This window comes from Bradyrhizobium sp. WCU1 (assembly GCF_053474805.1).
The window spans coordinates 3,511,579-3,528,623 of sequence record NZ_CM130280.1 but is presented as its reverse complement, the minus strand read 5'-3'; the positions used below and the strand labels follow the sequence as shown (position 1 = coordinate 3,528,623).

At 63.6% G+C, this 17,045-nt stretch carries 17 protein-coding genes; 9 read left to right on the top strand and 8 right to left on the bottom strand.

Annotation, left to right across the window (positions count from 1 at the left end):
- Positions 1 to 120 precede the first annotated feature (120 nt).
- The gene (locus ACTUWL_RS16380) at positions 121 to 1,245 is read left to right on the top strand and encodes a hypothetical protein (RefSeq protein WP_021078161.1); all 1,125 of its coding nucleotides are present in this window, start codon (positions 121 to 123) and stop codon (positions 1,243 to 1,245) included.
- 15 nt (positions 1,246 to 1,260) lie between these two features.
- Here the strand turns inward: ACTUWL_RS16380 and ACTUWL_RS16375 are convergent, their stop codons facing one another.
- Genes ACTUWL_RS16375 through ACTUWL_RS16365 form a run of 3 tightly spaced genes read right to left on the bottom strand, consistent with a single transcriptional unit; the run spans position 1,261 to position 4,146 of the window.
- Positions 1,261 to 1,848 carry a Smr/MutS family protein gene (locus tag ACTUWL_RS16375; RefSeq protein ID WP_021078160.1) on the bottom strand — a complete coding sequence of 196 codons (588 nt, stop codon included), beginning with the start codon at positions 1,846 to 1,848 and terminating at the stop codon, positions 1,261 to 1,263.
- Entirely contained in the window at positions 1,845 to 3,464 is a 1,620-nt protein-coding gene (gene mltA / locus ACTUWL_RS16370) for a murein transglycosylase A (protein WP_021078159.1), read from the bottom strand. The genes ACTUWL_RS16375 and mltA overlap by 4 nt, the downstream gene beginning before the upstream one ends.
- A complete protein-coding gene (locus ACTUWL_RS16365; protein ID WP_021078158.1) occupies positions 3,442 to 4,146 on the bottom strand; it encodes a Tim44/TimA family putative adaptor protein in 705 nt (234 codons plus the stop codon). Before ACTUWL_RS16365 ends, mltA begins: the two co-directional genes overlap by 23 nt.
- A gap of 418 nt (positions 4,147 to 4,564) precedes the next feature.
- On the opposite strand from ACTUWL_RS16365, the gene secB reads away from it, so the two are divergent.
- On the top strand, positions 4,565 to 5,053 hold the full coding sequence (gene secB / locus ACTUWL_RS16360) for a protein-export chaperone SecB (protein ID WP_021078157.1): 489 nt from the start codon (positions 4,565 to 4,567) through the stop codon (positions 5,051 to 5,053).
- A 132-nt stretch (positions 5,054 to 5,185) separates the two neighbouring features.
- Here the strand turns inward: secB and dnaQ are convergent, their stop codons facing one another.
- Genes dnaQ through ACTUWL_RS16340 form a run of 4 tightly spaced genes read right to left on the bottom strand, consistent with a single transcriptional unit; the run spans position 5,186 to position 8,030 of the window.
- A complete protein-coding gene (gene dnaQ / locus ACTUWL_RS16355; RefSeq protein WP_021078156.1) occupies positions 5,186 to 5,908 on the bottom strand; it encodes a DNA polymerase III subunit epsilon in 723 nt (240 codons plus the stop codon).
- Positions 5,909 to 5,937: 29 nt separating this feature from the next.
- Entirely contained in the window at positions 5,938 to 6,537 is a 600-nt protein-coding gene (coaE, locus tag ACTUWL_RS16350) for a dephospho-CoA kinase (protein ID WP_021078155.1), read from the bottom strand.
- A 37-nt stretch (positions 6,538 to 6,574) separates the two neighbouring features.
- Positions 6,575 to 7,183, bottom strand: a complete 609-nt coding sequence (locus ACTUWL_RS16345) for a Maf family protein (RefSeq protein WP_021078154.1) — start codon at positions 7,181 to 7,183, stop codon at positions 6,575 to 6,577.
- 10 nt (positions 7,184 to 7,193) lie between these two features.
- Entirely contained in the window at positions 7,194 to 8,030 is an 837-nt protein-coding gene (locus ACTUWL_RS16340) for a pyruvate, water dikinase regulatory protein (protein WP_021078153.1), read from the bottom strand.
- Positions 8,031 to 8,494: 464 nt separating this feature from the next.
- Here ACTUWL_RS16340 and hemJ point away from each other — a divergent pair, with 464 nt between their 5' ends.
- Both hemJ and rho read left to right on the top strand, forming a co-directional pair.
- Entirely contained in the window at positions 8,495 to 8,917 is a 423-nt protein-coding gene (gene hemJ / locus ACTUWL_RS16335; RefSeq protein ID WP_035650863.1) for a protoporphyrinogen oxidase HemJ, read from the top strand.
- Positions 8,918 to 9,168: 251 nt separating this feature from the next.
- The gene (rho, locus tag ACTUWL_RS16330) at positions 9,169 to 10,434 is read left to right on the top strand and encodes a transcription termination factor Rho (protein WP_021078151.1); all 1,266 of its coding nucleotides are present in this window, start codon (positions 9,169 to 9,171) and stop codon (positions 10,432 to 10,434) included.
- A gap of 49 nt (positions 10,435 to 10,483) precedes the next feature.
- On the opposite strand, the gene ACTUWL_RS16325 is transcribed toward rho, so the two are convergent.
- A complete protein-coding gene (locus tag ACTUWL_RS16325; protein ID WP_291734456.1) occupies positions 10,484 to 10,837 on the bottom strand; it encodes a hypothetical protein in 354 nt (117 codons plus the stop codon).
- Here ACTUWL_RS16325 and mnmE point away from each other — a divergent pair.
- The 5 genes from mnmE to ACTUWL_RS16300 all read left to right on the top strand — a co-directional run bounded on the left by mnmE (position 10,737) and on the right by ACTUWL_RS16300 (position 16,936).
- The gene (mnmE, locus tag ACTUWL_RS16320) at positions 10,737 to 12,062 is read left to right on the top strand and encodes a tRNA uridine-5-carboxymethylaminomethyl(34) synthesis GTPase MnmE (RefSeq protein ID WP_035650836.1); all 1,326 of its coding nucleotides are present in this window, start codon (positions 10,737 to 10,739) and stop codon (positions 12,060 to 12,062) included. The genes ACTUWL_RS16325 and mnmE overlap by 101 nt on opposite strands.
- Positions 12,063 to 12,296: 234 nt before the next feature.
- Positions 12,297 to 14,180 (top strand): tRNA uridine-5-carboxymethylaminomethyl(34) synthesis enzyme MnmG, encoded by a 1,884-nt coding sequence (gene mnmG / locus ACTUWL_RS16315; RefSeq protein WP_021078149.1) that lies wholly within the window; start codon positions 12,297 to 12,299, stop codon positions 14,178 to 14,180.
- A gap of 172 nt (positions 14,181 to 14,352) precedes the next feature.
- A complete protein-coding gene (gene rsmG / locus ACTUWL_RS16310) occupies positions 14,353 to 15,018 on the top strand; it encodes a 16S rRNA (guanine(527)-N(7))-methyltransferase RsmG (protein ID WP_035650833.1) in 666 nt (221 codons plus the stop codon).
- Positions 15,019 to 15,049: 31 nt separating this feature from the next.
- Positions 15,050 to 15,901, top strand: coding sequence for a ParA family protein (locus tag ACTUWL_RS16305; protein ID WP_035650830.1), 852 nt, complete (start codon positions 15,050 to 15,052; stop codon positions 15,899 to 15,901).
- Positions 15,902 to 16,045: 144 nt separating this feature from the next.
- Positions 16,046 to 16,936 carry a ParB/RepB/Spo0J family partition protein gene (locus ACTUWL_RS16300; RefSeq protein WP_021078146.1) on the top strand — a complete coding sequence of 297 codons (891 nt, stop codon included), beginning with the start codon at positions 16,046 to 16,048 and terminating at the stop codon, positions 16,934 to 16,936.
- The last annotated feature ends 109 nt before the right edge of the window (positions 16,937 to 17,045 follow it).

The following is a 17,045-nucleotide window of genomic DNA, read 5'->3' as shown; positions in this document are numbered from 1 at the left end:
GCCGGGGCCCATAACCCCCGAAGTCAGCAGTGACCAAGACTCGGGCCGACATTCCTTCTAAAACTACCATCGGTGGTTATGGGTCCCGGCCTTCGCCGGGACGACGAGAGTGGGCGATCAATGAATCTGTGGGTGACGCAAAACCCCTGGCGCCTGATGCTGGCCGTCAACGCGGCCGTGCTGGTCGGGGTGTTCCTGCACAAGATCGCGCTGCCGCCCTTCGTCCCCTACATCCACTTGCTGGTCGACTATCACTACGGCTTCACCAAGCGCGCGCTGGTCGGGGCGATCGTGTCGCTGTTCACCGACAAGGTGCCGGTGTGGTTGGTGTTCGCGCTGGCCGGCGCGATCTGGCTGTTGACGCTTGGACTGTTCCTCAAACTCTTTCACCGCACATTTGGCTTCGACGACGCGCATCAGCCGCTGTTCGTGTTCATCGCCGGGTCGCCGTTCTTCCTGAAGAACTTCATGCACACGCTCGGCCATTTCGACATCTATGGCTGTGCGCTGACGATCGTGCTGCTGCTGATCCCGGCGCGCTCGGTCCTGTACGTGCTGATTGCAGCGCTGTTCTCGATCGTGCTGATCCTGGTTCATCACATCTTCGTCCTGATGTATGTGCCAGCGATCGCAGCGATCGTGGTGCTGCGCTTCTATCTGATGCAGGGCACGACGCCGCGAAACATCGCCGTCGGGCTTGTAGCGCTCGCCGCGGTCGGCATCCTGTTCCTGGTCGCGCAATTCGAAGGCACCGTCGACGTGCCCTATGACGAATTCCTCCGCCACCTGCAAAGCCGGATGGCCGATCCATCGCGGACCGATCTGCTGCAGTTCGGCTACATCTGGTACCAGCCGCTGTCGAAGGAGTTCGCCGACACCTGGGCGCGGATGCCCTCGAATATCCTCGGCATTCCGGTGTTCGCGCTGCTGATCTGGCTGCATGCGCCGCTGTGGCGCTATTTCTCGCGGTTGATCGAAGCGCTAGCCAGCAAACTGCATCGCCGCATCGTGCTCGCCGCGCTCGTCATGATAAGCGCCGGCTATGTCGTGATGTTCGTGACCGTGTTCGACTATTCGCGCTGGATCTCGAACTGGGCGGTCTGCATGTTCCTGATGCTGCACGCCGTGAAGATGCTGCCGGCGTCGAAGGACGTGCCGATGATCGCGGCGGACGATCGCAAGACGACAATTCTCGGCTGGATCATCACGCTGATCCCGCGCGTCGGGATCGTGCGTCCATTCTGATCTTCCGGATCATGCTCAGCGCGCGCGCCTAACCCGCACATAGAGCGCGCCCTCGCCGCCATGTCCGATATGCGCTTCCTCGAAGCCGACCACCAGCGAGCGGAATTCCGGCAGGCTGAGCCATTCCGGCACCTGGCGGCGCAGCACGCCGCGTTCGGACTCGAGACCACCGACCTTGCCCTTGCCGGTGATGACGAGCACGAAGGTGAGCCCCTCGGAGTGCGCGCGCTGCAGGAAGGCGAACAACACGCGATGCGCGCGCATCTGGGTCATGCCATGCAGATCGAGCCGCGCATCGATCTCCTGCCTGCCGCGCGACAGTTTCGCGCGATCGCGGCGGCCGATCGGCGCCAGCGGCGGCTGTGGGCGCGGTGTCGACACGGCCTTTGCAGGTGCCGTTGGCTTGACCGGAATCGGCTTGGCCGCGGCGTGATGGCTGGCGGGATCAGCCGCGACGGCGTGGGCCTTCGGTGCGGCGGGTCGCTTGCGCAGCGGCTTGACCTGTTTCGCGACGCTCTCCCAGAGCGCACGTTCCTCCTCGCTCAGCGCGCGTTTGCGCCGCGACGGAGCGGACAGGTCGGGGATCGGCGCGGGTCGTTTCATTGCTCGCGGTGATGGCGATAGCGCCTGGTGCGCCGCTTCTCCGGTTGCTGCGGAATGTCAGGCCGGGCGACCGGCAACGGCACTGGTTCTGCCACAGGCGCGGCCTGCGCGACAGGGGTTGTTGTTGGAGCAGCGGCGGGCGCGGCGTCCTTCGCCGCCGGGCTCCTGGCGGCGCTGTTGGCCGCGTCCTTGCTGCCGGCCTTGGCGATGGTCCCCGTCGGCGCGTCAGCAGGTTTCGCCGCCGGCTTGTCCTTCTGCGGATCGGTCTGCGGAAACAGCTTCGCAATTTTGGCCGACGGCCGCTCGTCGGGGATCGGCAGCTTGCGGCCGCGCGCGACGGGATCGAGACCTTTCGGGACCAGCATCACGAACTGCATATTGTGCCGCAGCCGGCCCGAGACCTTTCCGGCGTCGGCGCCGGCGCCGAAATAGAGATCGGCGCGCGCCGGGCCGACGATCGCCGATCCGGTGTCCTGCGCGATCATCAGCCGGTGGAACGGGGTCTTCGACAGCTCGGATTCGATCGGCAGCTGGCCGGCGATGAAGAACGGCGTGCCGTAGACATGCAGCGCCTTGTCGACCGCGATCGAGCGACCGGGCGTCAGCGGCACGCCCTGCGCGCCGACCGCTTCGTCCTTGTCCGACAGCGGCACCTCGCGGAAGAACACATAGGCGCGGTTCTGCCGCCGTACCTCGTTGGCACCCTCGGGGTTCTGCTCCATCCACTCCCGGATCTTCTGCATCGACATCTGCTCCCGCGGGATGATGCCGCGGTCGATCAGGACGCGTCCGACCGGCGTATAGGGGTAGCCATTATGCGCGTCGTAATTGATGCGCAGCGTGGTGCCGTCCTCGAACTTGATCCGCGCCGAACCCTGGATCTGGGCGAACAAGAGATCGGTCTGGCTCTTGAGCCAGGCGATCTCGAGCCCGCGACCGGCGATCGCACCGTCCTCGATCTGGGCGCGGTCGTAATACGGTACGAGCTTGCGCCGGCCGATCTTGCGGTACACCGGACCGCTGTTGGGCAGGCCGACGGAGGCTTGCGTCTTGCCGCGCACGAACAGGTTGGACGGGCGGCGGTAGACCGGAACGTTGTAGACCTCGGTCTGCGTCTTCGAGCCGTCGAGCACCGGCTCGTAATAGCCGGTGACGAAGCCGGCCTCCTCCCCGAGCCGCGATATCCGCAGCGGCACGAAGTTCTGCTCGAAGAATTCCTTTGCCTTGACGCCGTCGCTGAGCTCGAGCCCCTTGGCGATCCGGCAGGGATCGCGCAGCGAGCTGCCGAGCGCTTTCGATTCCGCCGGCGCGCCCTGCTGGGCCGCGATCGGCTTGCAGCTCGTGCGGAACGCCTTGTAGGCGGCGAGATGATCGTCGTCGCCCCAGCCGGCGACATTGGTCCAGGCGAGCGGCTCATACTGGCTGCCGCTGACCTGCAGCGGCAATTCCAGATCGGGATAGGGGATCGGGTGGGACTGCTCGTGCCGGAGCGGCGGGTGCCGGCTCGACCTGTAGCGCGCGGCGATCGCCGCGGTGGAGCACACAACCGCGAGCGCGCAACACGCGATCGCGAGGCGCCCGTAGCTGAGATGTCTAGTGAGCGCTTCCAGTGCCAACCAGCTTCCAATTCGGATCGCGGGAAGTCGAGTCGCGGGCGAATGTCCAGATGTCGGTGATGTCGGCGACCTTGTCCGGGCTGCCGTCGACGATGGTTCCCGCCTTGTCGCGGGTGACCGAGATCATCTGCGACACGAAGCGGACGGTCAGCTGGGTCGAGCGATCGCGCGTCTCCGCGCTGACGATCTCGGCCTTGTCGATCGAGACGAACCGCGTCTCGGTCTTCTGCTCGTGCTTCTCGCGGTCCTTGATCGCGGCCTCGAAGCTTTCATAGACCTCGGTCGACAGCAGGTCGCGCAGCGCACGGCGATCGCCATTGGCGAAGGCCAGCACGATCATTTCATAGGCCGAGCGGGCGCCCGAGAGGAAATGCCGCGGATCGAACGAGGAATCCTGGGCGGCGACCGTATCAAGACCCTGCGCCAGCGCCGTGCCGGGCTCGGCGATACCCTTCCAGCGTTCGGTCGGCTCGACCGGTTCGGCGGGTGCGGCCGGAGCCGGCTGATCGATCACCGATCCCGGGATCGGCACGACGTTGTTGTCCTGGCCGCGCTGCAGGACGTTGGGTGCTGCACGATCATACGGCGGCCGCTCGCTTCCGGTGCGCTGTCCGAGAACGCTGCGCAGGCGCAGGAAGATAAATACGGCCAGCGCCAGGAAGATGATGGTGTAGATATCCACGTCGAATTCGCTTTCTGGTCTCTGCCGGCAACGGGCCGGACATCAAAGCGTTCCCGGTCGGGAACGGCAGAGATTAGATCACCGATTAAGTCCGCAGCATGTAGGCACGAAACTATGCCCGGCCAATGGCGCTTTTTGGCACGGGCAAGTGTAGCGCGTTTTAACCCCGGGGGGAAACCCGTTCCTGCCTGGAAATCGCGCATCTTCAATAATTTAGGAAGCCGTTAAGAGATTGGGCGGAGCTGTGCTCACAAGCCTTCGCCGGAGATTTGGCCGCAACGCCCCGCGGCGTGCGCGCTCGTCGTCCTTGTGGACCGAGCCGGGCCTATGATAGCCACTCGCCGGCATCGGCATTTCCAAACCTCAACGCGTGCCGTCGGACATCCTGTCCATCGAGCGCTGCTCCAGGAGACATTTCATGACCAATGGCAACGGCGCCCCCGTCGAACAGGCCGCTCCCCAGCTCAACGTGCTGGCGCAGTACACCAAGGACCTGTCGTTCGAGAACCCGAACGCGCCGGCCTCGCTCGGACAGCAGCAGCAGCAGCCGGCGATCAACATCCAGATCAATGTCGGTGCCAACAACCTCTCCGAGAACGAGTACGAGGTGATCCTCTCGATCGAGGGCAAGGCCGAGACCGGCGGCAAGGTGATGTTCAGCTTCGACCTCGCCTATGCCGGCGTCTTCCGGATCGTGAACGTACCGAAGGAGAACCTGCACCCGCTGGTCATGATCGAGTGCCCGCGGCTGCTGTTCCCGTTCGCCCGCGAGATCGTCGCGACCTCGGTGCGCGACGGTGGCTTCCCGCCCTTGCTGCTCGACCCCGTCGACTTCGTCGGTCTCTACCGTCAGAACATGGAACGGCAGGCCGCCGCCCAGGCCGCATCCGGCGCAAAGCCGAGCTGATCGGGTACCCTACCCCCGTCATTGCGAGCGCAGCGAAGCAATCCATTGTGCCCAGAAGGGATAGATGGATTGCTTCGTCGCTGCGCTCCTCGCAATGACGAAGAGTTACAGCCCACAATGTAACCAGAGATTTCAAGCCGCCGGGGCTTCAGCAGCTGCCGGCGGCGGCAAATAATCGTTCCAGATCGGCTTGTCGCCCAGGGTGGCGACAAAGGCTCGGTGGGCTTCCCGGTCGACCTCGCTGACCCGCGCGACCAGCGGGATCTCGCGCTGCCGCCGCGGCGCATCACTGTGGCTGCCCGCGCGGGCGTCCGATGCTTCCGATGCCAGGATGAGCTGCGACTGCCGCGCCCCGATCAGGTCGATATAGACCTCGGCCAGCAGCTCGGCGTCGAGCAAGGCGCCGTGCTTGGTGCGGCGGGAATTGTCTATCTGATAACGCGAGCAGAGATCGTCGAGCCGGTTCGACACGCCGGGATGCTTGCGCCGCGCCAGCAGCAGCGTATCGACCAGCCGGTCCTTCGGAATCGCCTTGCGCTTGATGCGGTCGAGCTCGGCGTTGATGAAGCTGATGTCGAACGAGGCGTTGTGGATCACCAGCGGCGTATCGCCAATGAAGGCCAGGAACTCGTCGACCACTTCGGTGAACAGCGGCTTGGAGGCCAGGAACTCGGTCGACAGCCCGTGCACAGCGAATGCTTCCGCCGGCATGTCGCGTTCGGGATTGATGTAGACGTGGTAGGTCTGCCCCGTCGGCATGCGGTTGAATATCTCGACGCAGCCGATTTCGACCAGCCGGTCGCCGCGCAGCGGATCGAGGCCAGTGGTTTCGGTATCGAGAACGATTTCGCGCATGACGTGAGGTAATCCGAAACGCGGGCGAATCAGGCCCGCCGCTGCGGCATCTTAACAACCTCGGCCAGAATGTCGCGGATGCGCGCCCGCACCGGATCAAGTCCGTGCGAGGTATCCACGATGAAATCGGCGCGCTTGCGCTTCTCGGCATCGGGCATCTGCTTTGCGATGATGGCCTCCAGCTTGGCGGCATCCATGGTGCCGCGCGCCAGCACGCGCTCGCGTTGCAGTTCCGGCGAGGTGGTGACGACGACGACGGCATCGACCCGTTTCTCGCCGCCGGTCTCGAACAGCAGCGGAATGTCGAGGACGACGATCGGCGCGCCGGCCGCCTCCGCGTCGGCGAAGAATTTCTGGCGCGATGCGCCGAGCATCGGATGCACGATCTGCTCGAGCTGCTTGATCGCCACCGGGTCTTGCACCACGCGGGCCGAGAGCTTTGCGCGGTCGACCTTGCCGTTGGCGGTGGTGCCGGGAAACGCGGCCTCGATCACCGGCGCGGCTTCGCCCTCATAGAGCTGATGCACGGCCGCATCGGCGTCGTAGACCGGCACGCCGGCCTCGATGAACAGTTTGGCCGTGGTGGATTTCCCCATCCCGATCGAGCCGGTCAGTCCCAAAATCAGCATCGGTTCAGCATCTCTCCGTCGCCGGGCCTCGGCACCTTCACACCGCGAGCAGCTTCTCGCGGCGCAGGAATGCGAGCAGCGACAATAGCGGCAGGCCGAGAATGGTGAAATGGTCGCCTTCGATCCGCTCGAACAGATGCACGCCGAGCCCTTCGAGCTGGTAGGCGCCGACGCTGGTCGTCACCGCCTCCCCGGCCTGGTCGAGATAGGCCTCGATCTCGCCGGCAGCGAGCTGGCGCATCGTCATCCGGGCGACGCTCACATCGTCGAACAGGATCTTTCCATCGCGCGCCACCGAGACAGCGGAATGCAGTTCATGAGTCCGGCCTGCCAACTGACCGAGCTGTTCGGCTGCCTGCGCGCGGCCGGCAGGCTTGCTGAACATCCGTTCGCCCAGCGCCAGCGTCTGATCGGCGCCGACGACATATTGACCAGGTTTCTGCCTCGAGACGAACAGCGCCTTCTCGCGCGCCAGCAGCGACGCGACCTCGCCCGGCGCCGAAAGGCCGGAATTCTTCTGCACCGCGCGTTCGTCCATATCGGCCGGCAACGCCTCGAAGGCGAGACCGGCGTTTTCGAGCAGCATCCGTCGCGCACGGCTCTGCGACGCGAGGATCAGCTCCTGGGGACCACGCCAGATGCTCATGATTTGGCGATCACTCCGACGGCCGCGCGCGCTGGCGGTCGTTATAGAGCTTCATCACGGCAGCGGCGGTTTCCTCGATCGAACGCCGCGTCACGTCGAGCAGCGCCCAGTTGAATTTCGCGCTCAGGCGCCGGGCAAAGGCGACCTCGTCCGCCACCGACTGCTTGTCGATATAGGTGTCGTTGTCGCGGTCGCCCATCGTGAGCAGGCGGTTCTGCCGGACCTGGATCAGGCGCTCGGGCGTCGCGTGCAGGCTGACCACCAGCGGCTTCTTCAGGGTCTCGAGCTGGTGCGGCAGCGGAATGCCCGGCACCAGCGGCACGTTTGCCGTCCTGATGCCGCGGTTGGCGAGATAGATCGAGGTCGGCGTCTTCGAGGTACGCGACACCCCGACCAGCACCACATCGGCCTCCTCGAGGCCTTCGACATGCTGACCGTCGTCATGCATCATCGTGAAGTTCAGCGCATCGATGCGGGCGAAATATTCCGCGTTGAGCACGTGCTGCGCGCCGACCCGCCCGGTCGTCGCAGCACCCAGATACGCCTCGAACAATTGCATCACCGGCCCGATGATCGACAGGCTCGGAACGTTGATCTCCCTGCACTTGCCTTCGAGCCGTCCGACCAGGTCCTTCTCCAGCAGCGTGAACAGCACGATGCCGGGCGATTCCTCGATCTCGTCGAGCACGCGATCAAGCTGCTTCTGGCTACGCACCAGGGGATAGACATGCTCGACCGCGGTGACGTTGGCGTACTGCGCGGCGACCGCGCGCGCCACGGTGATCAGCGTCTCGCCGGTCGAGTCCGACACCAGATGGAGGTGGAAATAATTGGATGTCGTCGGCACCAGAGCCCCTGTCTATCCTGTGAATCCCTGTGGAGGTCGAGGAGAAGATTCCGGGTCCGCCGCCAGGTCCCTGTATATCTCGTCCCCTTCTTCACAGCACCGCCGAAAAGGATAAGTCGACGTCATCGCACAGATGATAGTGAACCGGTGTGGATTTGTCTCTTCATAAGCTGGCCACAGAGGTCCGCAACAGATTGAGTTGAGGGATAGATTCCGGATAACGGCCGCCGCCGGCCTGAATGTTGAGGGATGTGAACAAGCCCGCAAGAACGGCTGGATCGTATTGCATGAGTCAAATTCACCGCCACTAAGACTCAAACCTTAGATTCTAAAATTAATTAGGTTTAGGAGAGCCGTGTGTGCGGATATGTATCCGTCCCTCGCTTGCAAAGCTTAGTTCGCAACGCCGAGGCTGTCCGAGCTGTTTCCCGCCGAGCTGTTCCCTGAAAGGCATCGCTGCGATGTTGTACGACTGGATCAAGGCGCTGCACGTGATTGCCGTCATCTCATGGATGGCCGGAATGCTCTATCTGCCGCGGCTGTTCGTCTATCATTGCGAGGCCGAGGCCGGCTCGAAGCAGTCCGAGACCTTCAAGGTCATGGAACGGCGGCTTTTGCGGGCGATCATCAACCCCGCGATGATCGTGACCTGGCTTGCCGGGCTTTATCTGGCCTGGGCCGGACACTGGTACCTATCGGGCTGGTTTCACGTCAAATTTGCGTTGGTGCTCGCCATGTCGGGTATCCACGGCTTTTTGTCTCGCTGCGTGAAGGACTTCGCCGCGGACCGGAATCAGCGAACCCAGAAATTCTACCGCATTATCAATGAGGTGCCGACGCTTCTGATGATCCTGATCGTGATCATGGTGGTCGTGAAGCCGTTCTAGACATTGCGATGCCCAAGAAGCATGCTTCAGTCCTTCTTGCGAAGGACGGATCGATTTTCTATATAGGTTTTATCCCACCCCACGCAGGCGGATGTGGTCGCGTTTCGGTTCTTTTCGGGCCGGCGCCGCATCAGGTTTGAAAGCCCAAACGGCACTTTCCTGGCTGAGACCTGCGGACCTTCCTTTGGCGTCCGCTTTTTCCAAGCCACCTCGCACCCCTTCCCTACTTACTTCCTCACAGGACGACCCCGATGCGGGAAATCAAACTCCAGGACCTCAAATCGAAAACGCCGGCCGAGCTCGTCTCCTTCGCGGAAGAGAATGGGGTCGAGAATGCCAGCACCATGCGCAAGCAGGAGCTGATGTTCGCAATTCTCAAGCAGCTGGCGATCGCCGAGACCGACATTATCGGTGAGGGCGTCGTCGAGGTGCTGTCCGACGGCTTCGGCTTCCTTCGTTCGCCCGACGCGAACTATCTGCCGGGCCCCGATGACATCTACGTTTCGCCGTCGCAGATCCGCCGTTTCGGCCTGCGCACCGGCGACACGATCGAAGGCCACATCCGCAGCCCGAAGGAAGGCGAACGCTATTTCGCGCTGCTGAAGGTCAACACGCTCAATTTCGAAGACCCGGAAAAGTCGAAGCACAAGGTCAATTTCGACAACCTCACGCCGCTGTTTCCCAATCAGCGTTTCCGCATGGAGCTTGAGGATTCCACCAAGAAGGACCTGTCGGCCCGCGTGATCGACATCGTCGCGCCGATCGGCAAGGGCCAGCGCGCGCTGATCGTGGCGCCGCCGCGCACCGGCAAGACGGTGCTGATGCAGAACATCGCGCACTCGATCACCGCCAATCATCCGGACTGCTATCTGATCGTGCTTCTGATCGACGAACGCCCGGAAGAAGTCACCGACATGCAGCGTTCGGTGAAGGGCGAGGTGGTGTCGTCGACCTTCGACGAGCCCGCGGTGCGCCACGTCCAGGTCGCCGAGATGGTGATCGAAAAGGCCAAGCGCCTGGTCGAGCATGGCCGCGATGTCGTGATCCTGCTCGATTCGATCACCCGCCTCGGCCGGGCCTACAACACCGTGGTGCCGTCATCCGGCAAGGTGCTGACCGGTGGTGTCGATGCCAACGCGCTGCAGCGTCCGAAGCGCTTCTTCGGCGCCGCGCGCAACATCGAGGAGGGCGGTTCGCTGACCATCATCGCGACCGCGCTGGTCGATACCGGCAGCCGCATGGACGAAGTCATCTTCGAAGAATTCAAGGGAACGGGTAACTCGGAACTGATCCTCGACCGCAAGGTCTCGGACAAGCGGACCTTCCCGGCGATCGACATCGCCCGCTCCGGCACCCGCAAGGAGGAGCTGATCACCGATCCGCAGGTGCTGAAGAAGATGTACGTCCTGCGCCGCATCCTCAATCCGATGGGCACCATGGATGCGATCGACTTCCTGCTCGACAAGCTCCGGAACACGAAGAGCAATTCGGAATTCTTCGATTCCATGAACACCTGAGGCTGCAGCCGAAGAGAACAGGGCGCTCCGCAAAACGGGGCGCCTTTTTTCATGCTGCGGATTTGCTGCACCAAGTTGCAGCATAAATCGAGCTCCGCCGGTACGCCGAATATTCATATAAGCTACTGATATTGTTTATATTTAAGATATAGACTTCTGGGGTGGGCCGGATGAGCCGCAGCAAAATTGCTGCGCGGCGGCTGCAACGATTCTCGATCATATTGCATTGCAGCATTTTGCAATATTGCGTGCGAAATGAGAGCGGCATTGCCTTTGCCGATTGGCTTGGGAAGAAATAAGCGATGCATCCGCGCGACCAGACGATCTTCGCTCTATCCTCCGGACGGCCGCCGAGCGCGATCGCCATTGTCAGGCTGTCTGGCCCAATGGGCGCGTCGGTCATTGGGGGATTGGCGGGCAAGAGGCCGGCGCCGCGGATGGCGACCCGGGCGCTGCTTCGCGATTCGGACGGCCAACCGATCGACGATGCGGTCGTGCTCTGGTTCCCTGGCCCGGCAAGTGCGACCGGCGAGGACGTCGCCGAATTTCATGTCCATGGCGGACGCGCAGTGCTGTCGGCGATATTCGAAGCCATCGCGGCATTCGACCATGTTCGACCCGCTGAGCCCGGTGAGTTCACGCGGCGGGCCTTCGAGAACGGCAAGCTTGATCTGACCGAAGCGGAAGGTCTCGACGATCTGATCCATGCCGACACCGACCGCCAGCGGCGGCAGGCGTTGCGGCAGCTGAAGGGGCTGCTCGGCGATCGCGCGCGCGACTGGCGCGAGCGGATCATCGCGGCGTCGGCGCTGATCGAGGCCGGCATTGATTTCTCGGACGAGGGCGATGTCCCCGCGGAACTGATCGCACCGGCGCTTGAGCGGATCCGGGCGCTGCACGATGAGATCATGCAAGTGCTTGCCGGGCAGGGCCAAAGTGAACGGCTGCGGGACGGCCTGGTGGTTGCAATCGCCGGTCCGCCGAATGTCGGCAAATCGACCCTGATCAATCAGTTGGCCAAGCGTGAGGTCGCGATCGTTTCACCGCATGCCGGCACAACGCGCGACGTGATCGAGGTGCAGCTTGATCTCGACGGCTATCCCGTCACCGTCATCGATACCGCCGGGATCCGAGAAACCAACGACCCGGTCGAGCAGGAGGGTGTCCGCCGCGCCCGGGCCCGCGCTGCGGAAGCCGACCTCGTGCTGTGGCTGGCCGACAATGGCAACGCCAAGGCCGGGCATAGCGGCGGGGTGCCAACCTGGCTGGTGCGAAACAAGATCGACTTGGTCAGGACCCCGCCGGGTGAGCGAGGCAGTCAGCCCGAGTTTAGGATCTCGGCCGCTCGTGGCGATGGGCTGTCCGAGCTGATCGCCGCACTGGTCGGTTTCGCGCACGACTATTTTGGAAGCAGCGAAGGCGGTCTGATCAGCCGGACCAGGCAGCGTGGGTTGCTCCAGGAGACTGTCGACTCGCTCCAGCGCAGCATCGACGTGGTCGGGCAGGGCGAGGAGCTCGCAGCGGAGGAACTTCGCAGGGCGGCCCATTCGCTCGGTCGGTTGCTCGGCCGGGTCGACGTCGAGGACATCCTGGACGTCATCTTCCGAGAGTTCTGCGTCGGGAAGTAGCTGAGGCCGGTTTGTTTCACGTTAAACATGGTTTCGGATTGGTTAACTCGCCTCCCGCGTTTCACGTGAAACATTGGGCTTCACGTGACCGCGCTTGTTTCACGTGAAACAGCTCGAGCTCGTCATTGCGAGCGATCCGGATCAATCCATATTTCGCTCAGATGGTCGGGTCTCAGATAGCCGATCTCAACTTCGTTCTTCCGGCTTTCATCACTCCGCGATAGAAGTCCCGCCATGACTTCCAGGGCAGACTCATTCGACGTCATCGTCATCGGCGGCGGCCATGCCGGCTGCGAGGCCGCGAGCGCGGCTGCCCGGATGGGCGCGCAGACGGCCCTGGTGACGCATCGTTTCGCGACCATCGGCGCGATGTCCTGCAATCCCGCTATCGGCGGGCTCGGCAAGGGTCATCTGGTGCGCGAGGTCGATGCGCTCGATGGTCTGATGGGCCGGGTCGCCGATGCCGGCGGCATCCAGTTCCGGATGCTCAATCGCCGCAAGGGTCCCGCCGTCCGTGGTCCGCGGGCCCAGGCCGACCGCAAGCTATATGCGGCCGCGATGCAGGCCGCGATCACCGAGACCGCGAACCTCAGTGTCATCGAGGGCGAGGCGGACGAGCTGATCGTCGTCGAGGGGCGCGTCACCGGCATTCGCCTGGGCGACGGCCGGCAGCTGTCCGCGGGTGCGGTTGTGATCACGACCGGCACCTTCCTGCGCGGTCTGATCCATCTCGGCGAGAAGAATTGGCCGGCGGGCCGGGTCGGTGAGGCGCCGGCCATGGGTCTGTCCGCGTCGTTCGAGCGGGCAGGCTTCGTGCTCGGCCGGCTCAAGACGGGGACTCCGCCGCGCCTCGACGGCACCACGATCGACTGGTCGGCGGTCGAAATGCAGCCCGGAGACGATCCGCCGGAGCCGTTTTCGGTCATGACCGACCGGATCACGACCGCGCAGATCCAGTGCGGCATCACCCGGACCACGCCGGCGACCCATGACGTGATCCGGGCCAATGTGCACCGCTCACCGATGTATTCCGGCCAGATCAAGAGCTCCGGACCGCGCTATTGTCCCTCGATCGAGGACAAGATCGTCCGTTTCGGTGATCGCGACGGCCATCAGATCTTCCTGGAGCCGGAAGGACTCGACGACGACACGGTCTATCCCAACGGCATCTCGACCTCGCTGCCGGAAGAGGTCCAGCTCGCGATCCTCGCCAGCATCCCCGGCCTCGAGCGGGTGAAGATGGTCCGGCCCGGCTATGCGATCGAATACGATCATGTCGATCCGCGGGAGCTCGATCCGACCCTGCAGACCAAGCGGCTGCGTGGGCTTTTCCTGGCCGGCCAGATCAACGGCACCACGGGATACGAAGAGGCGGCGGGGCAGGGCATCGTTGCCGGCCTCAACGCCGCCCTGGCGGCCGGCGGCGCCGACCCGATCGTGTTCGACCGCGCGGACGGCTATCTCGGCGTGATGATCGACGATCTCGTGACCCGGGGGATCACCGAGCCCTATCGGATGTTCACCTCGCGCGCCGAATACCGGCTGACGCTGCGGGCTGACAACGCCGACCAGCGGCTGACCGACAAGGGCATCGCGCTCGGATGCGTCGGGATGGCGCGCGCGGAGCGTCATAGGACCAAGATGACAGCCCTGGACGCCGCCAAGACACTGGCGAAGTCGCTGGCGATCACACCGAACGAGGCCGCCAAGCACGGGCTTTCGCTCAATCGCGACGGCCATCGCCGCTCGGCCTTTGAGCTGCTGGCTTATCCGGAGATCGAGTGGCCGGCGGTCCAGGCGATCTGGCCGGAGCTGTCGGCCATTGACCCGGCGATCGCGGTCCATCTTGAGATCGACGCCAAATACGATGTCTATCTGAAGCGCCAGACCGCGGACGTCGATGCCTTCCGGCGCGACGAGGGCCTGGTGCTGACCGATGTCGATTACGCCGATGTGCCCGGTCTCTCGAACGAAGCGCGCGCCAAGCTGCAGAAAGCGCAGCCGCGAACAGTCGGGCAGGCGGGCCGGATCGACGGCATGACGCCGGCGGCGTTGGGTATCCTGGCGGCCTATCTGCGACGCGAGGCGCGACGGAAATCGGCCAAGGTCAGCGCCTGACGTTTCACGTGAAACAGCGCGGCCTCACGCCGTCACTGCGAGGAGCGAAGCGACGAAGCAATCCATGTCTGCGCGAGCTGTGAGATGGATCGCTTCGTGGAGCCTGTCATCGGGGAGCCTAAGCGCGACCCGTTGGCTCGCAATGACGAACACCAACCTGGCATTCAAGAGAATGGCTTCAATTTCCCGTTCCGCAGACCTCGAAATCTCCGCAGCTGACAAAGCCGCGGCACTCGCGCTGACTCCTGTTTCACGTGAAACGGAAGCCCGGCTCGATCGCTACGTCGCTCTCCTGCTGGAGTGGCAGGCCAAGACCAATCTCGTCGCGCCGTCCACGCTGCCGAATCTCTGGACCCGCCACATCTCCGATTCGCTTCAGCTCCTGAGTCTCGCGCCGACGGCGAAGTCCTGGGTCGATCTCGGCAGCGGCGGCGGCTTCCCCGGCGTCGTGCTTGCCTGTGCATTGGCTGAGACGCCTGGCGCGTCCATCCACTTGGTTGAGCGAATTGCCAAAAAAGCTGCGTTCCTGCGTGAGGCTGTCCGCGTCACGGCGTCGCCTGGGACGGTGCATCTGGCTGATATCGGGGATACTGTGGATAGAATCGCGGGGCCCATCGATTGCGTCACCGCACGGGCGCTGGCTCCGTTACATCAACTCATCGGCTTTGCGGAGCCGTGGGTCAAAAAGGGCGCCAAGGCGCTGTTTTTGAAGGGTCAAGATGTAGAGGCCGAATTGACCGAGGCCACTAAATATTGGACTATTGAGCCAAAGCTACACGCCAGCCGGACCGGCGGACAGGGCTGGATCGTCGAACTCGGGTCAATCGAGCGGCGCTAGGGGACTCCGCAAGAGCAAATGGTATTTTGGTATGACTGTGATGGACGAGGTTTATCAAGGGGATAAGGCGCTCCAAGCGCCGGGCCATCCGCGCATCCTGTCGCTCGCCAACCAGAAGGGGGGCGTCGGCAAGACCACCACAGCGATCAATCTTGGGACCGCACTCGCTGCGATTGGCGAGCGCGTCCTGATCGTCGATCTCGATCCGCAGGGCAACGCCTCGACCGGTCTCGGCATCGATCGCCGCAACCGCAGCTGCTCGACCTACGACGTGCTGATCGGCGAAGCGCCGCTGCGCGATGCCGTAGTCGCGACCGCAGTGCCGCGGCTGCACATTGCGGCATCCACCATGGATCTCTCCGGTCTCGAGCTCGAGCTCGGCACCACGCCGGGCCGTGCCTTCCGGTTGCGCGACGCGATCGCAGGATTGAACAACAACGTCTCGCCGGACTCCGATTACACCTACGTGCTGATCGACTGCCCGCCCTCGCTCAATCTGCTTACCGTCAATGCGATGGCCGCGTCGGACGCGATCCTGGTGCCGTTGCAATGCGAGTTCTTCGCGCTCGAAGGTCTGTCGCAATTGCTGCAGACGGTGGAGCAGGTGCGCTCGACGCTCAATCCGACCCTGTCGATCCACGGCATCGTGCTGACCATGTTCGACTCGCGCAACAACCTCTCCAACCAGGTGGTTGCCGACGTGCGCCAGTTCATGGGCAACAAGGTCTATGACACCATGATCCCACGCAACGTGCGGATCTCGGAAGCGCCGTCCTACGGCAAGCCGGTGCTGGTTTACGATCTCAAATGCGCCGGCAGCGACGCGTATCTCAAGCTTGCCACCGAAGTGATCCAGCGCGAGCGCGAGCTGCGCGCGCATTGAGGGCGATGTGTAGGATGGGTGGAGCGAAGCGATACCCATCGCGGCACTGAACGAGAATGATGGGTTTCGCTGCGCTCTGCCCATCCTACAATCCAGATATCGAAGTTCGGAGTACTGCGTGTGAATCCAAGGGAGCTCGCAACAATGGCCGATGAAGCGCGTTCGCGACTGGGGCGCGGGCTGGCAAGCCTGATCGGAGACGTCGGCGGCGAGGCGGCCGCGCATGTCGAGCGGCCGCGCACGCAGCGCAAGGTGCCGATCGAATTCCTCAAACCCAACCCGCGCAATCCGCGGCGCAGCTTCGCCGATGCCGAGCTCGGCGAACTTGCCGATTCGATCAAGGCGCGCGGCGTGATCCAGCCGATCGTGGTGCGCGCGATCAAGGGCGCGCAGGACCGTTTCGAGATCATCGCCGGCGAACGGCGCTGGCGTGCCTCGCAGCTTGCCGGTCTGCATGAAGTGCCGATCGTGCCGGTCGAGGTCTCCGATTCCGACGCGCTCGAGATCATGATCATCGAGAACGTCCAGCGCGAAGACCTCAACGCGATGGAAGAGGCGCTGGGCTATCACGCGCTCGCCGACGAGTTCAAACGCAGCCAGGAAGAGATCGCCAAGATCGTCGGCAAGAGCCGCAGCCATGTCGCCAACATGATGCGGCTGACCAAATTGCCGAGCGAGGTGCAGGCGCTGATCTCCAAGGGCGATCTCTCCGCCGGCCACGCCCGTGCGCTGATCGGCGTGCCGGATCCGCTGGCTGCCGCCAAGCGCATCGTTGCCGAGGGCCTCAACGTCCGCCAGGCCGAGGCGCTGGCGCATGAGGAGGGCGTGCCGGAGCGCAAGCCGCAGAAGGCGCGTTCTGGCAGCGCGGCCAAGGTCGACAAGGATGCCGATACGCTGGCGCTGGAGAAGCGCGTCAGCGATGCGCTCGGCCTCGCCGTCACCGTCAGCCATCGTGATCCCGGCGGCACCGTGCAGATCAACTACCGCAACCTCGAGCAGCTCGACGAAGTGGTGCGGCGGCTCGAGGGCGGTTAGCTCATCCGACATCTCTCCACGTCATTGCGGGCGTAAGCGAAGCAATCCATTTCTCTGCATGTGCGGAGCGATGGATTGCTTCGTCGCTTCAGCGCAAAATTGCTTTCGC